Annotated in this window: 16 protein-coding genes and 1 riboswitch; of the genes, 6 read left to right on the top strand and 10 right to left on the bottom strand. The window is 42.4% G+C overall.

Annotation, left to right across the window (positions count from 1 at the left end):
* The first annotated feature begins 16 nt into the window (after positions 1 to 16).
* Positions 17 to 418, top strand: coding sequence for a gas vesicle accessory protein GvpU (gene gvpU, locus FZC88_RS20695; protein ID WP_148996276.1), 402 nt, complete (start codon positions 17 to 19; stop codon positions 416 to 418).
* 148 nt (positions 419 to 566) lie between these two features.
* On the opposite strand, the gene FZC88_RS20700 is transcribed toward gvpU, so the two are convergent.
* The 6 genes from FZC88_RS20700 to FZC88_RS20725 all read right to left on the bottom strand — a co-directional run bounded on the left by FZC88_RS20700 (position 567) and on the right by FZC88_RS20725 (position 8567).
* Complete coding sequence (locus FZC88_RS20700) at positions 567 to 1922, bottom strand: GntP family permease (protein WP_148996277.1); 1356 nt, start codon at positions 1920 to 1922, stop codon at positions 567 to 569.
* A gap of 14 nt (positions 1923 to 1936) precedes the next feature.
* Positions 1937 to 3073, bottom strand: coding sequence for a glycerate kinase (locus FZC88_RS20705; protein ID WP_148996278.1), 1137 nt, complete (start codon positions 3071 to 3073; stop codon positions 1937 to 1939).
* 131 nt (positions 3074 to 3204) lie between these two features.
* The gene (locus FZC88_RS20710) at positions 3205 to 4362 is read right to left on the bottom strand and encodes a CdaR family transcriptional regulator (RefSeq protein WP_187443711.1); all 1158 of its coding nucleotides are present in this window, start codon (positions 4360 to 4362) and stop codon (positions 3205 to 3207) included.
* 280 nt (positions 4363 to 4642) lie between these two features.
* On the bottom strand, positions 4643 to 4900 hold the full coding sequence (locus FZC88_RS20715) for a GlsB/YeaQ/YmgE family stress response membrane protein (RefSeq protein WP_148996280.1): 258 nt from the start codon (positions 4898 to 4900) through the stop codon (positions 4643 to 4645).
* 74 nt (positions 4901 to 4974) lie between these two features.
* Positions 4975 to 6444 (bottom strand): phospholipase D family protein, encoded by a 1470-nt coding sequence (locus tag FZC88_RS20720; protein WP_262371999.1) that lies wholly within the window; start codon positions 6442 to 6444, stop codon positions 4975 to 4977.
* Between the two features lie 779 nt (positions 6445 to 7223).
* Positions 7224 to 8567 (bottom strand): MFS transporter, encoded by a 1344-nt coding sequence (locus FZC88_RS20725; RefSeq protein WP_148996281.1) that lies wholly within the window; start codon positions 8565 to 8567, stop codon positions 7224 to 7226.
* Between the two features lie 145 nt (positions 8568 to 8712).
* On the opposite strand from FZC88_RS20725, the gene FZC88_RS20730 reads away from it, so the two are divergent.
* From FZC88_RS20730 to msrB, 3 genes are all read left to right on the top strand, one after another.
* Entirely contained in the window at positions 8713 to 9384 is a 672-nt protein-coding gene (locus tag FZC88_RS20730) for a haloacid dehalogenase type II (protein ID WP_148996282.1), read from the top strand.
* A gap of 271 nt (positions 9385 to 9655) precedes the next feature.
* Entirely contained in the window at positions 9656 to 9985 is a 330-nt protein-coding gene (locus tag FZC88_RS20735; RefSeq protein WP_148970618.1) for a CHY zinc finger protein, read from the top strand.
* 60 nt (positions 9986 to 10045) lie between these two features.
* Positions 10046 to 10990, top strand: a complete 945-nt coding sequence (gene msrB / locus FZC88_RS20740; RefSeq protein WP_148996283.1) for a peptide-methionine (R)-S-oxide reductase MsrB — start codon at positions 10046 to 10048, stop codon at positions 10988 to 10990.
* A 34-nt stretch (positions 10991 to 11024) separates the two neighbouring features.
* Here msrB and FZC88_RS20745 read toward each other — a convergent pair whose 3' ends face one another.
* From FZC88_RS20745 to FZC88_RS20755, 4 genes are all read right to left on the bottom strand, one after another.
* On the bottom strand, positions 11025 to 11546 hold the full coding sequence (locus tag FZC88_RS20745; RefSeq protein WP_187443712.1) for a DinB family protein: 522 nt from the start codon (positions 11544 to 11546) through the stop codon (positions 11025 to 11027).
* Between the two features lie 153 nt (positions 11547 to 11699).
* Positions 11700 to 11831 carry a hypothetical protein gene (locus FZC88_RS24605; RefSeq protein WP_262372000.1) on the bottom strand — a complete coding sequence of 44 codons (132 nt, stop codon included), beginning with the start codon at positions 11829 to 11831 and terminating at the stop codon, positions 11700 to 11702.
* A gap of 169 nt (positions 11832 to 12000) precedes the next feature.
* Positions 12001 to 13542: an FAD-dependent oxidoreductase gene (locus FZC88_RS20750; RefSeq protein WP_148996285.1), complete on the bottom strand. Its 1542-nt coding sequence runs from the start codon at positions 13540 to 13542 to the stop codon at positions 12001 to 12003.
* 122 nt (positions 13543 to 13664) lie between these two features.
* Positions 13665 to 14519 carry a bifunctional 5,10-methylenetetrahydrofolate dehydrogenase/5,10-methenyltetrahydrofolate cyclohydrolase gene (locus tag FZC88_RS20755; protein ID WP_397541208.1) on the bottom strand — a complete coding sequence of 285 codons (855 nt, stop codon included), beginning with the start codon at positions 14517 to 14519 and terminating at the stop codon, positions 13665 to 13667.
* Positions 14520 to 14566: 47 nt separating this feature from the next.
* Positions 14567 to 14663: riboswitch (ZMP/ZTP riboswitch) on the bottom strand.
* Positions 14664 to 14857: 194 nt separating this feature from the next.
* Between FZC88_RS20755 and FZC88_RS20760 the strand changes: the two genes are divergently transcribed.
* Both FZC88_RS20760 and FZC88_RS20765 read left to right on the top strand, forming a co-directional pair.
* Positions 14858 to 15592 carry an SDR family NAD(P)-dependent oxidoreductase gene (locus FZC88_RS20760; RefSeq protein WP_148996287.1) on the top strand — a complete coding sequence of 245 codons (735 nt, stop codon included), beginning with the start codon at positions 14858 to 14860 and terminating at the stop codon, positions 15590 to 15592.
* Positions 15534 to 16604 (top strand): S-adenosylmethionine:tRNA ribosyltransferase-isomerase, encoded by a 1071-nt coding sequence (locus tag FZC88_RS20765; protein WP_262372001.1) that lies wholly within the window; start codon positions 15534 to 15536, stop codon positions 16602 to 16604. Before FZC88_RS20760 ends, FZC88_RS20765 begins: the two co-directional genes overlap by 59 nt.
* Positions 16605 to 16610 lie beyond the last annotated feature (6 nt).

The following is a 16610-nucleotide window of genomic DNA, read 5'->3' on the forward strand; positions in this document are numbered from 1 at the left end:
AAAAGGAGATGTGAAAATGAGTTTAGAATCAGGTACAGGGAAGGATAGTATCTTAGAATTTTTTGTACAAGCATCAAACAAGCATGACTTTTCATTAGACATCACGTTAAACGTCAAAGGAGCCGTCATAACAGGTACTCTCGTTTCTGCAAAGGAATACTTCGACTCATTAAGTGAAACCTTTGAGGATGGCAGTGAAGTGGCCCAGAAGCTTAGTGAGGAGCTGGCGAAGGCCGGAGAGTCAGTAGATGAAAACCAGAGCGCTGAAGCCCATTTCATTCATTTGAAGAACACCAAGGTGTACTGTGGCGACAGTAAGCCAACCCCTTCCAAAGGGAAAATCATGTGGCGTGGGAAAATAAGCGAGGTTGACGGTTTTTTCTTGGGGAAGATTGCAGAATCGAAAAGTAGTAAATAGCACTAAAAAAGCAACCAGGTACAGTAACTGGTTGCTTTTTTGGTTCTTGAAATGTACGGGTAAGTAATTATTTCCCGGGGAGGATTTACCCTATTCGACAAAAAACTCCTTTCAATTTATTGGAAAGGAGTAGGTGTGATTGACCTAGTTACACAAGGATGACCCATAGCAGTAAAGTGAATACAAGAGCCGTTAAACCCTGAACCAGCGTAGCTGCAGTTTGCGCCTTATAAGCATCTGTGACTTTCATTCCGCTGAATTGGGTTACAACCCAGAAATAACTGTCATTGACATGACTGACTGTCATAGCCCCTGCACCAATGGCCATAACGACTAAAGCAAGAGGCACGGCTCCATCAATCCCCATTTGTGGAAGTAATGGAGCTATCAGGGATGAAGTAATGACAAGTGCAGCGGTAGAAGATCCCTGAGCCGATTTTAATAGAGCTGCAACAATAAATGGAATGAGTAAGACCAGTGCACCGGAAAGTAATCCCCCGTCGGCGATTCCTTGAATCAATTCAGCAACGGGAGTCGCCTTGATAACGGAACCGAATGCTCCTCCTGCGCCTGTGATTAATAGAATATTGGTTGCATCTTTCATACCTTGAGTTACCCAGCCATTCAGGGTTTCTTCATTCCATTTCGGCATGAGGGCAAACGCAGACAGGACACCTATAAGCAAAGCAATAACAGGGGAACCGATGAATAAGAGAACATCCGCTGCTCCGCCTTTCCATTGAAAGAAGCTGACGACTGATCCTGCACCAATCAATAGGATGGGAAGTACAATCGGAGCAAAGGATTTGAACGTTGAAGGAAGTTCCCCAAAGGATTTGACAATCTCATCATAATCCAGATCCAGTTCTTCTTCACCCTCGATTTCAATTTTACTTGCGACCTTAATGGCCCAAAGATAACCTGCTAGAATCGTAGGAATGGCTACAATCAACCCGATTAAAATAATGGTTCCTAAGTAGTCGCTGGCACCGATGTTTCCAGCTGCGGCAATAGGGCCTGGAGTGGGCGGTACCAGAGTATGGGTGGCATATAACCCCGTTGCCAGTGCAACAGACATGGAAGCTAAGGCTACTTTTGCACGCTTTGCCAAAGCTTTTTTTAAGCTTGAGAGAATGACGTATCCGGAGTCGCAGAAGACAGGGATACTCACAATGGCACCGATTAGGGACATGGCCAGTTGAGGTCTCTTTTCCCCCACTAAACGCAGAACCACTTCTGCCATTCTGAGAGCGGCACCTGATTTCTCTAGAATCGTCCCGATAATGGTACCGGCAACGATGACGATACCAATATACCCCATTAACCCTCCAAACCCGCCGTTGACTGCTTCTACGACTGTATTCAGTGGTAAGCCTGCAAATATACCAACCAAGAACGCGGCAAACAATAACGATAGAAAAGGCTGAAGCTTCAATTTTGCCGTTGTGAAAATGATAAATCCTACCCCTAATACAATAACCGTAAATAACCAGATTCCTGACATAAGATTTTCCCCCTTTATCTTTCTCCCTTTGTTACGTGTAAAATTCGTGCGATGTTCCTTGTTTCATGGTAAAGCAGTTCTTCAGCCCGACTGATGCTCTCAGCAAGGTCAATTGGTCCAATGGCAATGGAATGACAGCTGGTAAAGTCTTCGTATAAAGTTTGATAACCTTCTCCTAAGCTCCCTGCAATAAGTGATACTGGAGTTTGATGCTGTTTTGCGATGGTTGCAATATAGGAGGGTAGTTTACCAAACAATGTTTGATGATCACTTTGTCCTTCACCGGTGAGAATCCAATCAGCCTCCCGAATGGCAGTTGAAAGATTGGTCGCTTCAGCAACCAGCTTTGCTCCGGATTCGATTGTTCCGTTTAAATGCATAAAGGCAAAGCCAAGTCCTCCGGCCGCACCGGCACCTTTCGTATCTTGAAAATCGATTCCTTTTTCTCTTTTAAGTAATTGACTGTAGTGAAGCAGCTGTTGATCAAGCTCCTTCACCTGATCTTTATTGGCTCCTTTTTGTGGACCAAATACAGAAGAGGCTCCTGTTTCACCGCATAAAGGGTTCTCGACATCTGAAGCAATGTGAAAGGTACACTCTTTTACAAGGGGATGAAGGCTGCTCCAGTCCACTTTGGAAATGAATCTCAGATCTTTTCCAAAGGACCCGACAGCGATCCCTTCTTCGTCATAGAAGCTGACGCCGAGTGATTGCAGCATTCCGAACCCTCCATCATTCGTCGAGCTTCCGCCTAGAGCAATAATGAAGCTTCGGTAACCTTCTTCTATGGCTGTTATAATAACTTCTCCAATCCCATACGACGTTGTGTAGTAGGGATTGCGTTTTTCAATCGGCACCATTGGTAAGCCTGCAATGGAAGCTATTTCAATAACGGCTGTCTTTTGATCTCCTGACACACCGTACTCAGTGTGAACTTTTTCTCCTAAGGGACCGGTTGCGATCGTTTTTACTTTTTTTCCTCCCGTTGCGTAAATTAAGGTCTCAAGCGTTCCTTCGCCACCATCGGCCATGGGGATGACGTTCGTTTTAAAGCTCGAAGATTCATCAAGAAAGGCTTTTTCCATAATGGTTCCAACCTCGAGTGAGCTTAAACTTCCTTTAAATGAATCGGGGGCAATAAGAATATTCATAGCGGCTCCTTTTTTCAGAAAATATAATCTATTCTTTTATTTAACCAATTTAGGTAAGCGGTTACAATGTGGATTCATCTAAACAATTCTTCATAAAATGAAAAAAGATTGTGCATGTGCACAATCATATTTTACAACTCTTTATTCATTTCCTGGATAATTAGGATAAACCGAAGTAATATGGCGTCATCAAATTGCCGTGGATTTAGACCTGTCAGTTCCTCGACACTTTCAAGCCTGTACAGGAGGGTGTTTCGGTGAATATGTAATGAGTTCGCAGTTTCTTTCATGTTTAATTGGCAATCGAATAATCGTTGTAATGTATGTCGCAAGGTGGTACTCAATTGAAGGATTCGTTCATTATAACGGTCCATAAATTCCTTACGTACATCAATGGGGATTTGCTTTATGAAATCCATGATCCCCCATTCCTGGATATGAATATAGTCGGTGAACTGTGGAAAGCGTTCCTGTAATTCTAGGGAGTTGTGTGCTTCCAAATAAGATTTTCTGTACCCGCTAACTCCTGAATATACATTGCCTACAGCCGTTTTCACCTTGACATGCTTTTCCTGTAAATGGTGTTGCAAACGCTTTGCCAGAATTATCGCTTCTTCCTCAGAGGGGCAAATACTTGAAGGGATTCCTATGACGCAGTGGGAGTCGGTAATGAAGGATTGAAAGTGCACCTTTGGTAATTGAAGCTTCATTCTCCTTAATAGCTCTTCTTTGACCATTGGTAAAGGAAGGTTGGTTGTTGAGTGAGCGGATAAGTCGTCAAACTGAACCAACAAAATGTGAACGTTTTGGCTCGTTTCAAGATGTAAGTAGTGATGAGCAAATGCTTCATTTTTTCTTTCATCAAAATAATGAGGGTGTACCAAATCTAATAACCAATTATCCATTAATGTTTTTTGATGCTGCAATTGATTGTGGAAATGAACCTGTTGAAGCATGACTTCAACGGTGATTTTCACGATTTTCACAAACTGATCTAATTCATGTGGAGAACCTGTAACCCCAACGACGCCGATCATTTCTCCCAGGAACTCAATAGGGAGGTTGATGCCTTCTTTCGAACCATGATACTTACCTAAGTCGTGCTCAGAAATGATTAATGGTCTTTTTTGTTTGAGGACATACAGAGCCCCTTCATGTACTTGATTCATACGTGTAGAATCAGTGCTGGCAACAATCACGCCGGTCTCGTTCATAATATTAATATTAGTACTAACGATGGTTTTTAATTTTGAGATGATTGGATAAGCTAATTCTTCTGTTATATGCATGTGAAACACCTCGTCATTCGTCATGCCTTTATTCTAGCATATGTTTTCATTCTGCATATTCGGGTATAGATTACTATACAAAGGAGGTTACCTGCATGAAACGTTTAATTGGAAGACTGATCAAATGGGGACCTATTATTTACCCGTTTTATAAGAAGTACCGGAATAAAAGAAGACATAAGAAATCGATGACGTATTAAGAGGGCAGCCAACATTGGCTGTTTTTTTATATCTTTAAGGACAAATGAAAAACCCCTGGAATCCAGGGGTTTCAGTGTTTTTAATGAGTAGTCTTTCTCATCCTTCTTAGCAGTAAGCTTAACAGGAATACAAAGATGATCGCTCCGAGTAAGGCTGGAATGATGGCGATTCCTGCAAGGGATGGTCCGAAGCTTCCAAGGAGCTCTCCGCCGATCCATGCACCGATAATACCTGCGATGATGTTTCCGATGATTCCACCAGGAACGTTTTTACCTAATATAAGACCAGCTAACCAACCTATTATTCCACCTACGATTAAGTACAAAATAATACCCATCTTTCTAACCTCCATGTAATGTTTTTTTGATATGTTGTTACTGATTTAATTCCCTTTTAGTGTGGAATTAAAACCTAATAGGTGGTCACTTGGAAGATTTTTTGCAAGATATACATGACATATTTAAAGGCAGGCAGCTTATCCTGATATTCCTCATATTTAACGGTGTAGGTGCCATCTTTGTTGTTCCAGATACGGTTAAAATACTGATCAATATCTGACATGGTTTTACTGTCATTCGGTGCCACAACCTTTATATTTTCTTCTAAGTTATAATCATCTAAGTTTCTCGATGTGTAATTACTGGATCCTCCGATAACGGTACTCTCTTTCGCCCCTTTTATATAAATGAACTTAGTATGGTATTGTTCCTTATTGGTGTTGTACCAGCGAATCGTAATATGGTCATTGTCTAAGTTGTGCAGCTCTGAAGCGATTGGCAGGTTGGGTAACCCTATCTTTTCTTGACCGAAGGCATTCTGATTAGGGTCTAGTACTAATCGTACCTCTACTTCACGATCAGCCGCATTCCCTATGGCATCGATAATGTCCCGATCTGCAAGATAGAACATACCGATCCAAACTTCATCCCCTTTCTTTACTTTATTCATAGCATTTACAACACTTGTTTGAACCTTCTTTTCTGTAAGGATTTGTGCTTTAACGGAAGCATCTGTAGAAGAAAGCTCCTTAATAGACTGATCTAAGTCTTCCTCGGTAGGGAATGCCTCTACGTTCCCCCCTGAAAATGCTGCCACTGCCTTCTCGGCTTTCACCATGTCCTTAAGTATTTCCCCTTTGACCTTGAAACCTATATTTGAGTGAAAACCACTCGCGTCATGGGGGTTGGCGGAAAGAATAAGTCCCGCGTTCTCTGAAATGACGACTTTTCGATGATTTGCTTTTACATTTAATAATTTCAGATACGATCTCATGGTTACCTTGGGTGCAGATGAAGCCATGGGATTGGGGAGCCAACCATAGCCATCCTGACCAAACCAGCCTAGAGCAGTTCTCCAAACCCCTGAGTATAAGATATTGGGATCTCTGAGGCGGTTTAAATCGGTATAAATGACTTCAGCCCCAAGGTCTTCTAAAGGTTCCAATTGTTCAGCTGTATGGGATCCATACGTGGTATTGACAACATCACTGATGAAGATTACTTTCAGATCAGGCTTCTTTTTCATCTGTTGTTGAATTTTTTTCGATAACTTTTCACTGATTTTAGGGTAATCACGATCACCTTTTGTGTAACCATTCACTAAAAATAAGTCCAGAATAAGAAAATCTTCTGCTTCTTCTATCGTTTGATAGACTTCATTAAAGATCGAATGGTCATATTGCTCTTTCCCGTCTTTCTGGTATGTTAGGTCGTATAGGAACTCAACATCCTTCTCTGGTATGGTATAGGTGTTGCCAGCGTAGGATATCCCTGGGGGTAACGGCTTTACCCGGTGGTAAAACATGACGACGGTAAGGGTCAATACGATGATCCCTCCGATCCACCATCTTTTCTTCTTATACCACTTTTTCTTTGTTTTCAATTGAATTCCCCTGTTCTACTGTTTTTTTCTTACTATACCCTTAATGGTAGCGGAGGAATCCATGAAGGCTAAGATGAGCACGATTTTTTTACAAAGCTCTTTTCGCAAAGATTGTTGTTTTCTAATATAGAATCTGCGAGGGCTCTGTCAACCAGTTTATGCTAGATAGTGAGAGGAACTGCTCCCTTGCAGCTAGCGTTCGGCCGAGACTCCTCAGCTTACCCGAACGGGGTCTCAGCACGCCCGTACTTCTGCAGGAGTCTGCGCTGATCCCCTCTCGATATTTAACAAAATTTTCTCTACGGAGCTTCAAGGTGTGCAAGAAAACAAAGTTACTAATAAAATTCTTCTTTCTTATAAGATAATCAATCTCTACTTACCTTAAATGAGATTGTTTGCTAAAATTCTTGTTTTAATTGTTTTCCATTTAAGGATTCATGCTTAGAAAGTTGATCCTCGCTGCAGGATGCTCGACTCCTGCGGGAATAGCTGGACAGTACGAAAAGCGGAGGGGCTTTGCCCAGGGGCGACAAGCATAAGGCGAGTCTGCCGGGAAGGCGCACTTTGCCTTTTTGGCAGACTTGGCTTATGACCTCGAGCCCCTAAGCCCCGTAGCTGGACAGGTGAGACCCCGGAGGCTCACCGCCAGCCCCGCGGAAAGCGATCATCCTGTAGCGGAAATCAACTATTACTTTCTCCCTCTACAATAAGCTACAATTTTTACGAAAAGAGCCTTTTATAAAAAATAGGTCCAGGCAAATATCTGCCTGGACCTGATCTTATTGATCGTTGATTCTTTGGCGGTATAAAAACAATAGAAAAAGGGATAACGTCATTAATACGATCAGAACAAGGAATGTATTCTGAAAGGAATCCACAGGGAATTCTGCTCCGCCCATCTCGACAATGATTCCTCCCAGAACAGAACCAGATGCACTGCCTACGAAGTGGGTAAGCTGTTTCATGCCGATTCCTGAAGCAATCAGCTCTTTACTCATCACCCGGGATACTTCGTTGGTCGAGCTTGACGATAGACTTGAGAAGCCAAAGCTCGTAAACATATAAGCCAGCATAATCATGTATTCGCTGTGGGGTGATAAGATATAAAAGATGACGGTTGAAATGATCAGAAGGATATGTGCAAGGACCATCACCTTCATATTTCCATACCGATCAATCAGTCTTCCTACATAAATAGCTGCCACTGCCGACAGCATCGCACCCGGAAAGATAATGAATCCGACCGCTGTCGGGTTTTTACCAAATACATGCTGAAGCATAAGAGGCATGACGATTAGAATCGCAAAGTGAGTGGCGAAACCCAGGAAACTCATATATAAAATCTGACGGTATCCTTTGTCCCGTATCAAGCTGGGTTGTATAAAAGGTAGTTCGATCTTATGGATCCGAATCCACAGTCCTCCAAAGAATACAACGGCACCTGCTAAATAATACCAGTCGAAAGTTGAAATAAACAGCAGAAAGAACGTAATCCCGATTCCGGTTAAAAGGCCTCCCCATACATCAAAGTACCCTTTCCTGTTCGTCTCATCCGGCAGGAAGCGGTTTAGTACAGGAATCATTCCAAGGACACATAACGTGATTAGAAATAAATAGTTCCAACTTAAATAATCGGTAATCACGCCACCTACGACCGGCCCTAATCCAAAGCCCAGGGAAGAAGCTGAGGCAATCATAGCCAATGCCCGGCCGCGTCTTGCCATCGGGACAAAACGTCCGGCAAACACCATGGATAGACCGGGGATGGCTGCAGCACCTGCCGCTTGGAATAAACGGGAGAGCAATAGCCAGGTAAAGCTATGGGCAAAGAAACCTATGAACGATGCCAGCCCGAAAATGGAAATGCCCAGGATAAGCAGCCTCCTGATCGGAATGTAGTCTGCCAGGCGCGTATATGTAATGGTGCAAATGGCGAGTACGATGGAGTATCCCGATACAATCCAGGCTCCTTCAGAAGGGGCTAAAGAGAAATCCTTTAAGACATTGGGGAGTGCTACATTAAACATGGTGGTATTCATGACAACCAGCCAGACGGTTAAGCTCAAAAACAGAATCGTCTTTGTATAGGAAGGAGATGCCTGTGCATGTGGTTCTGCAATCATTGTGACCACCTCCATAATATATTTAGATACTCGAAGTAATATATCATAAAAAGCATGGATGTGAAATGAATTCGCTTATATGTGGAAAAGTTTAATTTATATAAAATGGTCTATTATATAAGAAGAATGGAAGAGGAGGATACGTATGTCAAAACTCAATATAAAGGCTTTTGTGTTCGATGCGTATGGAACACTTTTCGATGTTCATTCCGTCATTGAAAAATGTAATGAACTCTTTCCTGATAAAGGGGAGGAAATCAGCCAGGTGTGGCGCAAGAAGCAGCTTGAATATAGTTTTTTACGTCAATTAATGGGTACGTATACGACTTTTTTTACAATAACGAAAGATGCTCTCCATTATGCGGCTAAGCAAGCTGGAGTTGACCTTACTGAAGGAAAAGAGAAGGAATTGCTGGAGGCTTACTTGGAATTAGACCACTATGAAGAAGTAGGGAGTGTGTTGCAAGAACTGAAACCTTATCAAAAAGCCATCTTTTCCAATGGTTCACTGGATATGCTTTCTCCTCTCGTTGAGCAATCTTCCTTTGGGCATTTACTGGATGAGGTTTTGACTGTTGATGAAGTGAAGCAGTTTAAACCGACCCCGATGTCTTACCAGCTCGTACTTGAAAAGCTTGGGGTCAGAAGGGAAGAAGTACTGTTTATGTCTTCTAACCCATGGGACATTGCAGGAGCGACGAACTTTGGATTCTATACGGCTTGGATCAATCGTCAGGATAAAGTGATGGATGAATTAGGGGTCAAACCACACTTTGAATACAGAAATTTAACCGGAATTCTGGAACATATGAGTTAAGAAAAGGGGCGGACGTTTATGCCCCTGCTTTTTTTGTGCAATGAATGGACCACCGTGCCTTTGCTTCTACAATATTTTTTTCTACATTGAGTTTCGAATGCTATCAACTTCAATAATCTTCCCCCTCCCTTTCTTTTAGCATTCATTGTATAGTACAGATAGATTAATAGACTAAGAATGCATCGATGGTAGATGACTAGTTTCATTTTTTTGTAGGAAAATCGGCTTTGTATATCGAAATCTACTACGTAATTAAAAGGGAGGATGGAACATGCCTGAAAAGTTGATTCCTGTATCTGGCGTAGAAGTGGACTCTAAAACGAAATGCAAACATTACCGTACCCCCAAAGATATCATCGCAATTAAATTTAAGTGCTGTAACACGTACTATCCTTGTCATATATGTCATGACGAAATGGCAGATCATGATCCGATCCTTTGGTCAAAGAACGAGTGGAATACGAAAGCGATTCTTTGTGGAGAATGTAAGAATGAGTTAACCATTTTACAATATATGAATTGCCAATCGGTTTGTCCTCATTGTCGAGCATCCTTTAACCCGGGGTGTCAGAATCATTATCATCTTTACTTTGAAGGATGAATTTAGGGTAAGAAATCTATAACCGATGAGTGTTTCACGTGAAACGAAAGAGGTGATGAAATGGAACATGCGACGTTTGCAGGAGGCTGTTTCTGGTGTATGGTCGAGCCTTTTGATGAACAGGAAGGAATTGAGCGTATTGTCTCCGGATATACAGGAGGTAAATCCGCAAATCCAACATATAAAGAAGTGATCTCCGGGGTAACAGGACACTATGAAGCTGTACAAATCACGTTTGATCCTAATCAGTACCCTTATGAGAAACTGCTGGATCTATACTGGAAGCAAATTGATCCGACAGATTCAGGGGGACAGTTTAAAGATCGGGGTGACTCCTATCGAACAGCCATTTTTTATCATAACGATAATCAAAAAAAACTTGCTGAAGATTCAAAACGAAAATTGGAGCAGAGTGGTATTTTCACGAAACCTTTGGTGACGAAGGTTCTCCCTGCAAGCGAATTTTATCCTGCTGAAGATTATCATCAGGATTTCTATAAGGAAAATGCCTTCCGATATGCTTTATATAAGCGTGGATCCGGGCGAAAAGATTTTTTGAAGGAGTATTGGCCAAATGATCGAGCCCATTTAAAGGAACAGCTAACAGAAATGCAATACTTTGTTACCCAGGAAAATGGAACAGAGTCACCTTACGAAAACGAGTATTGGGATAACAAGGAAGAAGGTTTATACGTTGATATCGTTTCGGGTGAACCTTTATTCACATCCAAAGATCAGTATGATAGTGGGTGCGGCTGGCCAAGTTTTACAAAGCCTGTCATGGATGCAAGCGTCAAAGAACAATATGACCTCTCTCATCGTTCTACAAGAGTGGAGGTAAGAAGCAGGGAAGCTGATTCTCATCTCGGGCATGTGTTCACAGATGGACCCGGTCCTAAAGGTCTTCGGTATTGCATCAATTCTGCTTCTTTACGATTTATTCCCAAGGGTAAGTTAGAAGAAGAAGGGTACGAAGATTTTTTAATTTTGTTTAAAGGCAGATAAAAAGACACGGCAGCGTAGGAGCCGCCATGTCTTTTTATCTTTCTATCTTTTCTTCAACTTTCTCCCAAAGGTTTTCAATTCCTTGTACACGCTTAATAGACGTTATGGTTCCTTGATGTAAGCCTTCATGCCAGTTAGCGAAGGAAAGAACTTCACCTAAAGTGGTAAACGTAGTATGTTCACCAAGAACAAACGGCTTCTCTCCTGTTTCGTCCAAGCGACCGGAGAATGCTTCTTTCATTCTTTGCGGTTGTGCCTCCAATTTCTCACGAAGTTCCTTCAGTGTGGGAGGTGTGAGTGTATTCCAGGTGTCTGGGCTCGTATTGAAGCCAAATAGCTCCCCATATTCAGGTGGAAGTGTTTTACGGTCGATTTCCCCTGCAAAGGAGTATAACAGGTTTTCCTGAGACAGTAGAATATGTCCTAAATTCCATCGGATTGAATTTCTGAATCCAGGAGGCACTTCATCCGCCTGCTGTTCCGTTGTCGCATCGAGAGCAGCCAGTGTTCGAAGCCGGATGAATTCCATTTGTTGAAATAACATTTGTTCTTGCATCATTCATTCCTCCTAATCAATTTCTCTATAACGTATTCGAGGTTGGGAGAGAGATTCCTCTACGGAAAGATGAATGGATCAGGAGAAATAAGAAAAGAATAACCTGACGCAGCGTTACTGCCGGTTATTCTTCAATCAATCAGCTACTTGTTACTAGTCTTGTGGTCGGTTTTTCTTCGTATTCGCTTGCCCGGTTGTAAACTCCACTAATTCAGAACTTGTTCGATTTTGTTTAGCATTCGTATTACTTTGAGCATTACGGTTACCTTTTTTAGTACGTCCCATTCAGAATCCCTCCCAAAAATAGTAACTCAAGCATTTATAGTTTGAGACATAATCGAGGAAATATTCTTCTGTGTATTGCGACAAAATATGTCAAATACTTTTAGGATCCGGTTTATTTCCCAGGCTATATTCGACAATAATCGGAAGTTTCTTTCCAGAGGTCCGTCCCTCAATCGGTCACTTCAAACCTTGTAAGAGGTTTCTTAGCAGGTCCTTCAATTACTTCCCCATCAATGGAGAAGCGTGATCCGTGACAAGGGCAGTCCCATGTGTGGTCTCCGTGGTTCCATTCGGTTTCACAGCCGAGATGGGTACAGGTGGTGTCTACGACGTGCAGCTTACCTGTTTCATCCCGGTATCCACCACAACGTCGCCCGTTCAGATTCACCACGTCGCCTTCGCCTTTTTGTAGCTCCTGTACCTTTTTAGTTGGAATTTGAAGCTTTCCTTTAATGAGTTGTCCCGCTACATTTATGTTCTCTTTGAAGAAATGTTTGATGCTTGGATCTGCGACAAAACGGGAAGGAGTATATACGTCAGCATAAATATGGTGATTTCCTAAAATTTGTTCTGATAGAATTTGCCCCGCCAGAGTTCCGGACGTCATGCCCCATTTTTTAAAGCCTGTGGCTACCAAAATGGAAGGATGCTTTTCCGTTAATTTACCGATATAAGGAACTTTGTCTAACGTGATAAGATCCTGTGCTGACCATCTATAACGAATTTCTTCAATTCCAAGCACTTCTTCACCAAAAACTTTGAGAGCTTTATAATGATCCAACGTATCCTTTCCTTGTCCTGTTTTATGATTATCCCCACCGATCAGGATGAGATTCTCTCCATTTTCATCCTCTTGAGAACGGAGGGAACGGGTAGGATCTTCTGCACTTAAGTACATGCCTCCCGGATAATCCTTTTTCGCTTTTACTCCAAGAATGTACGAGCGTTCCGCATACATCTTTGTGAAATAAAAACCCATTCCATCATAAAAAGGAAAGTGAGAGCAGATGACAACTTGCTCGCTATCCAGATGATAACCGTCTGCAGTCACAACTTGATTGGAGTCTCCTTCGTTAATGGTTTTAGCCGCAGTTCCTTCAAATATTTGACCGCCAAGTCCCGTATAAGAATCAATCAAGGCTTTAAGATATTTTAAAGGGTGAAACTGTGCCTGGTCTTTCATTACGACTGCGTTTTTAATGGATAGATCGATCGGGAGTTTTTTGATGAGCTCTCCCATAATCTCTAACTTCTGATACGCCTCGTACTCCTTCTCGATTTTTGTAGCATATTGATCAGTAGTCGCGTATACATACGAGTCCTCTTCTGTAAAATGACAATCTATATTTTCACTGGAAATTGTATCTTTAATAAACTGAAGAGCCTTTGTCTGAGACAGATAGTATTTCTTTGCAAACTCTACTCCAAAATGCTGGATGAGCTCATCATAAATCAATCCGTGTTGAGCGGAAATTTTAGCGGTTGTGTGCCCCGTTGTTCCGTTCAATATATGATCAGCCTCAATGAGAGCCACTTTTTTCCCGCCTTTGGCTAACAGATAGGCAGTGGTGATGCCTGCTATCCCTCCGCCTACAACGGTTACGTCCACTTTTATGTTTTTATCAAGCTTTTTAAATATGGGGAGTTTAGTCGTTTCCCTCCAATAGGGCTCAGGTGTTTCAGAGAAAGCATTTTGGTGTTGTTTATCCATATGAACGCTCCTTTATCTTTCTATTCCTTACCATTCTTTCCTGAAATGTAGAAAAAATAAGTCCGAAATAGGAAAAAAAGAGACTGGCTCCCATAATGGGTCAGTCTCTTAAAGGATATTTATTATGAATGTTCAAGTACAGAACCATATTTCTCAGCAGAATCAACGGTCTGCTTTAATAGCATAGAGATGGTCACGGGGCCAACTCCGCCTGGTACAGGGGTAATCGCGCTCGCTTTTTCATAGCATGCTTCATAGTCTATGTCTCCGACGTTCCCTTTGTTATATCCCGCATCAAGAACGACAGCACCTTCTTTAAGCCAGTCACCTTGAATGAAGTTAGGTTTACCGACTGCTGCCACCACGATATCTGCAGTAGAGAGAATGTCAGGCAGATTCTCTGTATACGAATGACAGGTCGTCACCGTAGCGTTTCGATTCAACAGCATCATGGACACAGGCTTTCCTAGAATCGGGCTTCTTCCTACAACGACAGCATGTTTCCCTTCGAGGGACACACCGTAGTAATCAATGATGCTCATGATTGCAGCAGGTGTGCACGAAGGATATTCACCAAACCCTAATGAATTTTGACCGAACCCGTGGCTCGTGACTCCATCAACGTCTTTTTCAATGGAAATCGCTTCAAAGGCAGCACGTTCATCAATGTGATGAGGTACAGGATGTTGCAAGAGAATGCCATGAACGGAATGGTCTTGATTAAGCTCATGGATAACGTCCAACAGTTCATTCGTTGTCGTTTCCTTGGGAAGATGAATTCTTCTTGATTCCATTCCGATCTTCGCGCAGGCATTGCCCTTCATCTTGACATACGTAGCAGAAGATGGATCGTCTCCAACGAGCACCGTAGCAAGACATGGAGTAATACCATTCTCCTTTAATACAGCAACTCTAGACTTTAGGCTTTCCTTTACCTCAGATGCAACAAGTTTCCCGTCTAATACTAGTGGTTCCACTGCAATCCCTCCTGATTATAGTAAAAGAAGACAAGGGGATCCCCCTTGCCTTCTGCCCAGGCGAACGGCTAATGGCTCATGATTTATAAGATTCGCAGCTCCCTTGTGGTTGATTCCACATTTTCGCCAGTCACTGCTCTATTTATTTTCAATTTGATTATAACACGAATATAAATCATATTTCTAGTATCAATGTTCGTGTTTTTATGAAACTACATCAAAAGGCTGATAATCTGCTCCTTCTAATTTTCTATTCCCCATGACCACTTATAGACGATTTGTCGAAAGAAGATTTTTCATAAACTGTAAGTAATAAGAGTTGGAAAGGGGAAATGAAGATGTTGAAAAATAAAGTGGTCATGATAACAGGTGCTTCAAAAGGGTTGGGCAGGGCCCTTGCCGTACAATTTGCCAAGGAAGGAGCAAAGCTTGCGATCTGTGCACGAACGGGTGGGCCACTTCAGGAGGCTGAGAAAGAATTGAAAGCGTTAGGGACAGAAGTGGTAGCTTTGGAAGCGGATGTTTCTGATTCCCGGGATGTTGATCGTTTTGTTTCTGTAACGGAGGAGGTACTGGGAAGAGTCGATGTTCTTTTTAACAACGCATCCGTTTTTGGACCTGGTCCGCGTTTGCTGGCTGATTATCCTGAAGAAGAATTTCTTGAGGTACTAAGAATCAATGCAATGAACCCATTTTTAGTAACGAAAAGAGTCCTTCCAGGAATGATCAGCAGGGGTAAAGGTTCAATTATTAACTTAACGTCAGAAGCGGGTAAAACAGGCTTTGCGGAGTGGGGAGCATACGGAATTTCAAAATTTGCCGTCGAAGGATTGACTCAAACATGGGCCGACGAGCTAAGTGATACGGGGGTGAGGGTGAATATGGTCGATCCAGGGGAAATGGATACGGACATGCACGACAAGGCTGTTCCGGAATGTGATTATCCACTTGCGGGTCCCCATGATCACCTTGACGTTTTTTTATATCTTGCTTCCGACGCAGCAGAAAACGAGAATGGGAATCGATTTGAAGCACAGGAATTTCAGTGGAATCGAGGTGGGGGAAATGAATGAACTGGCTAAGACCTTTGATATCCCTTCCCACTTAAACGCATCGACTCCCATTGAGCTTCGAGGATTCGAGAGAGACGAAGTGAAACTAATGGTGTTGAACCGTGAAACCGGGAACTGTGATCATACCCAATTCAAGCAGTTACCCGAGTTTTTAAATAAGGGGGATGTACTAGTTTTAAACAACAGCCGGACCATTCCTGCCTCTCTAAAAGGGAAGCAAGGAAACAGGCAGCTCGAAGTTCGTTTATCCAGAAAAGTAGATGATAACTGTTGGGATGCGCTTATCATAGGAGACTTTTATCAAGCGGGGGAACCGATTTGTTTTTCAGAGGAAGTCCTTGCCAGCATGGTGGGTGAAGGAAGTGAAAAACCACTGGTGCAATTGAAATTCAACAGAAGTGGTGTTGAGCTTTTTGATTTTATTTACAGAAACGGAGAACCGATCCGTTACGAATATATTGATTTACCATGGCCGCTTGATTGCTACCAAACCGTATACGGATCAGTCCCTGGGTCTGTGGAAATGACATCTGCCGGAAGGGCCTTTTCTTGGAAGTTGATACAATCCTTGAAGCAGAAAGGAATTGAAATCGTGTTCATACAGCTTCATGCAGGCTTGAGCTATTACGGGGATGATCGCTGGCCGACACCGAAAAATCATCCGGAAGAATACCATGTAGGTTCAGGGACAGTGGACCAAATTCTCAAGGCAAAGAGTAGTGGTAAGCGGGTCATTGCAGTGGGCACTACAGTCGTTCGTGCCCTTGAGACCATCATGACGCAATATGGACAGTTAAAGCCTTCTGAAGGGGTAACAAACTTATATATTTCAGGGGATACCCCTCTCAAACTTGTAGATGGTCTCATTACGGGGCTGCATGAACCGGAAGCGAGCCATCTGGATCTATTAAAGGCTTTTATTTCGGAAAAGAAGCTATTGAACGCCTATCAAACTGCTCTGTTAAAAAATTATAAATGGCATGAGTTTGGTGATATGAATGTAATTTTGTAAGGAGAA

Source organism: Rossellomorea aquimaris (genome assembly GCF_008180865.1).
GTDB classification, from domain to species: Bacteria; Bacillota; Bacilli; order Bacillales; family Bacillaceae_B; genus Rossellomorea; species Rossellomorea yichunensis.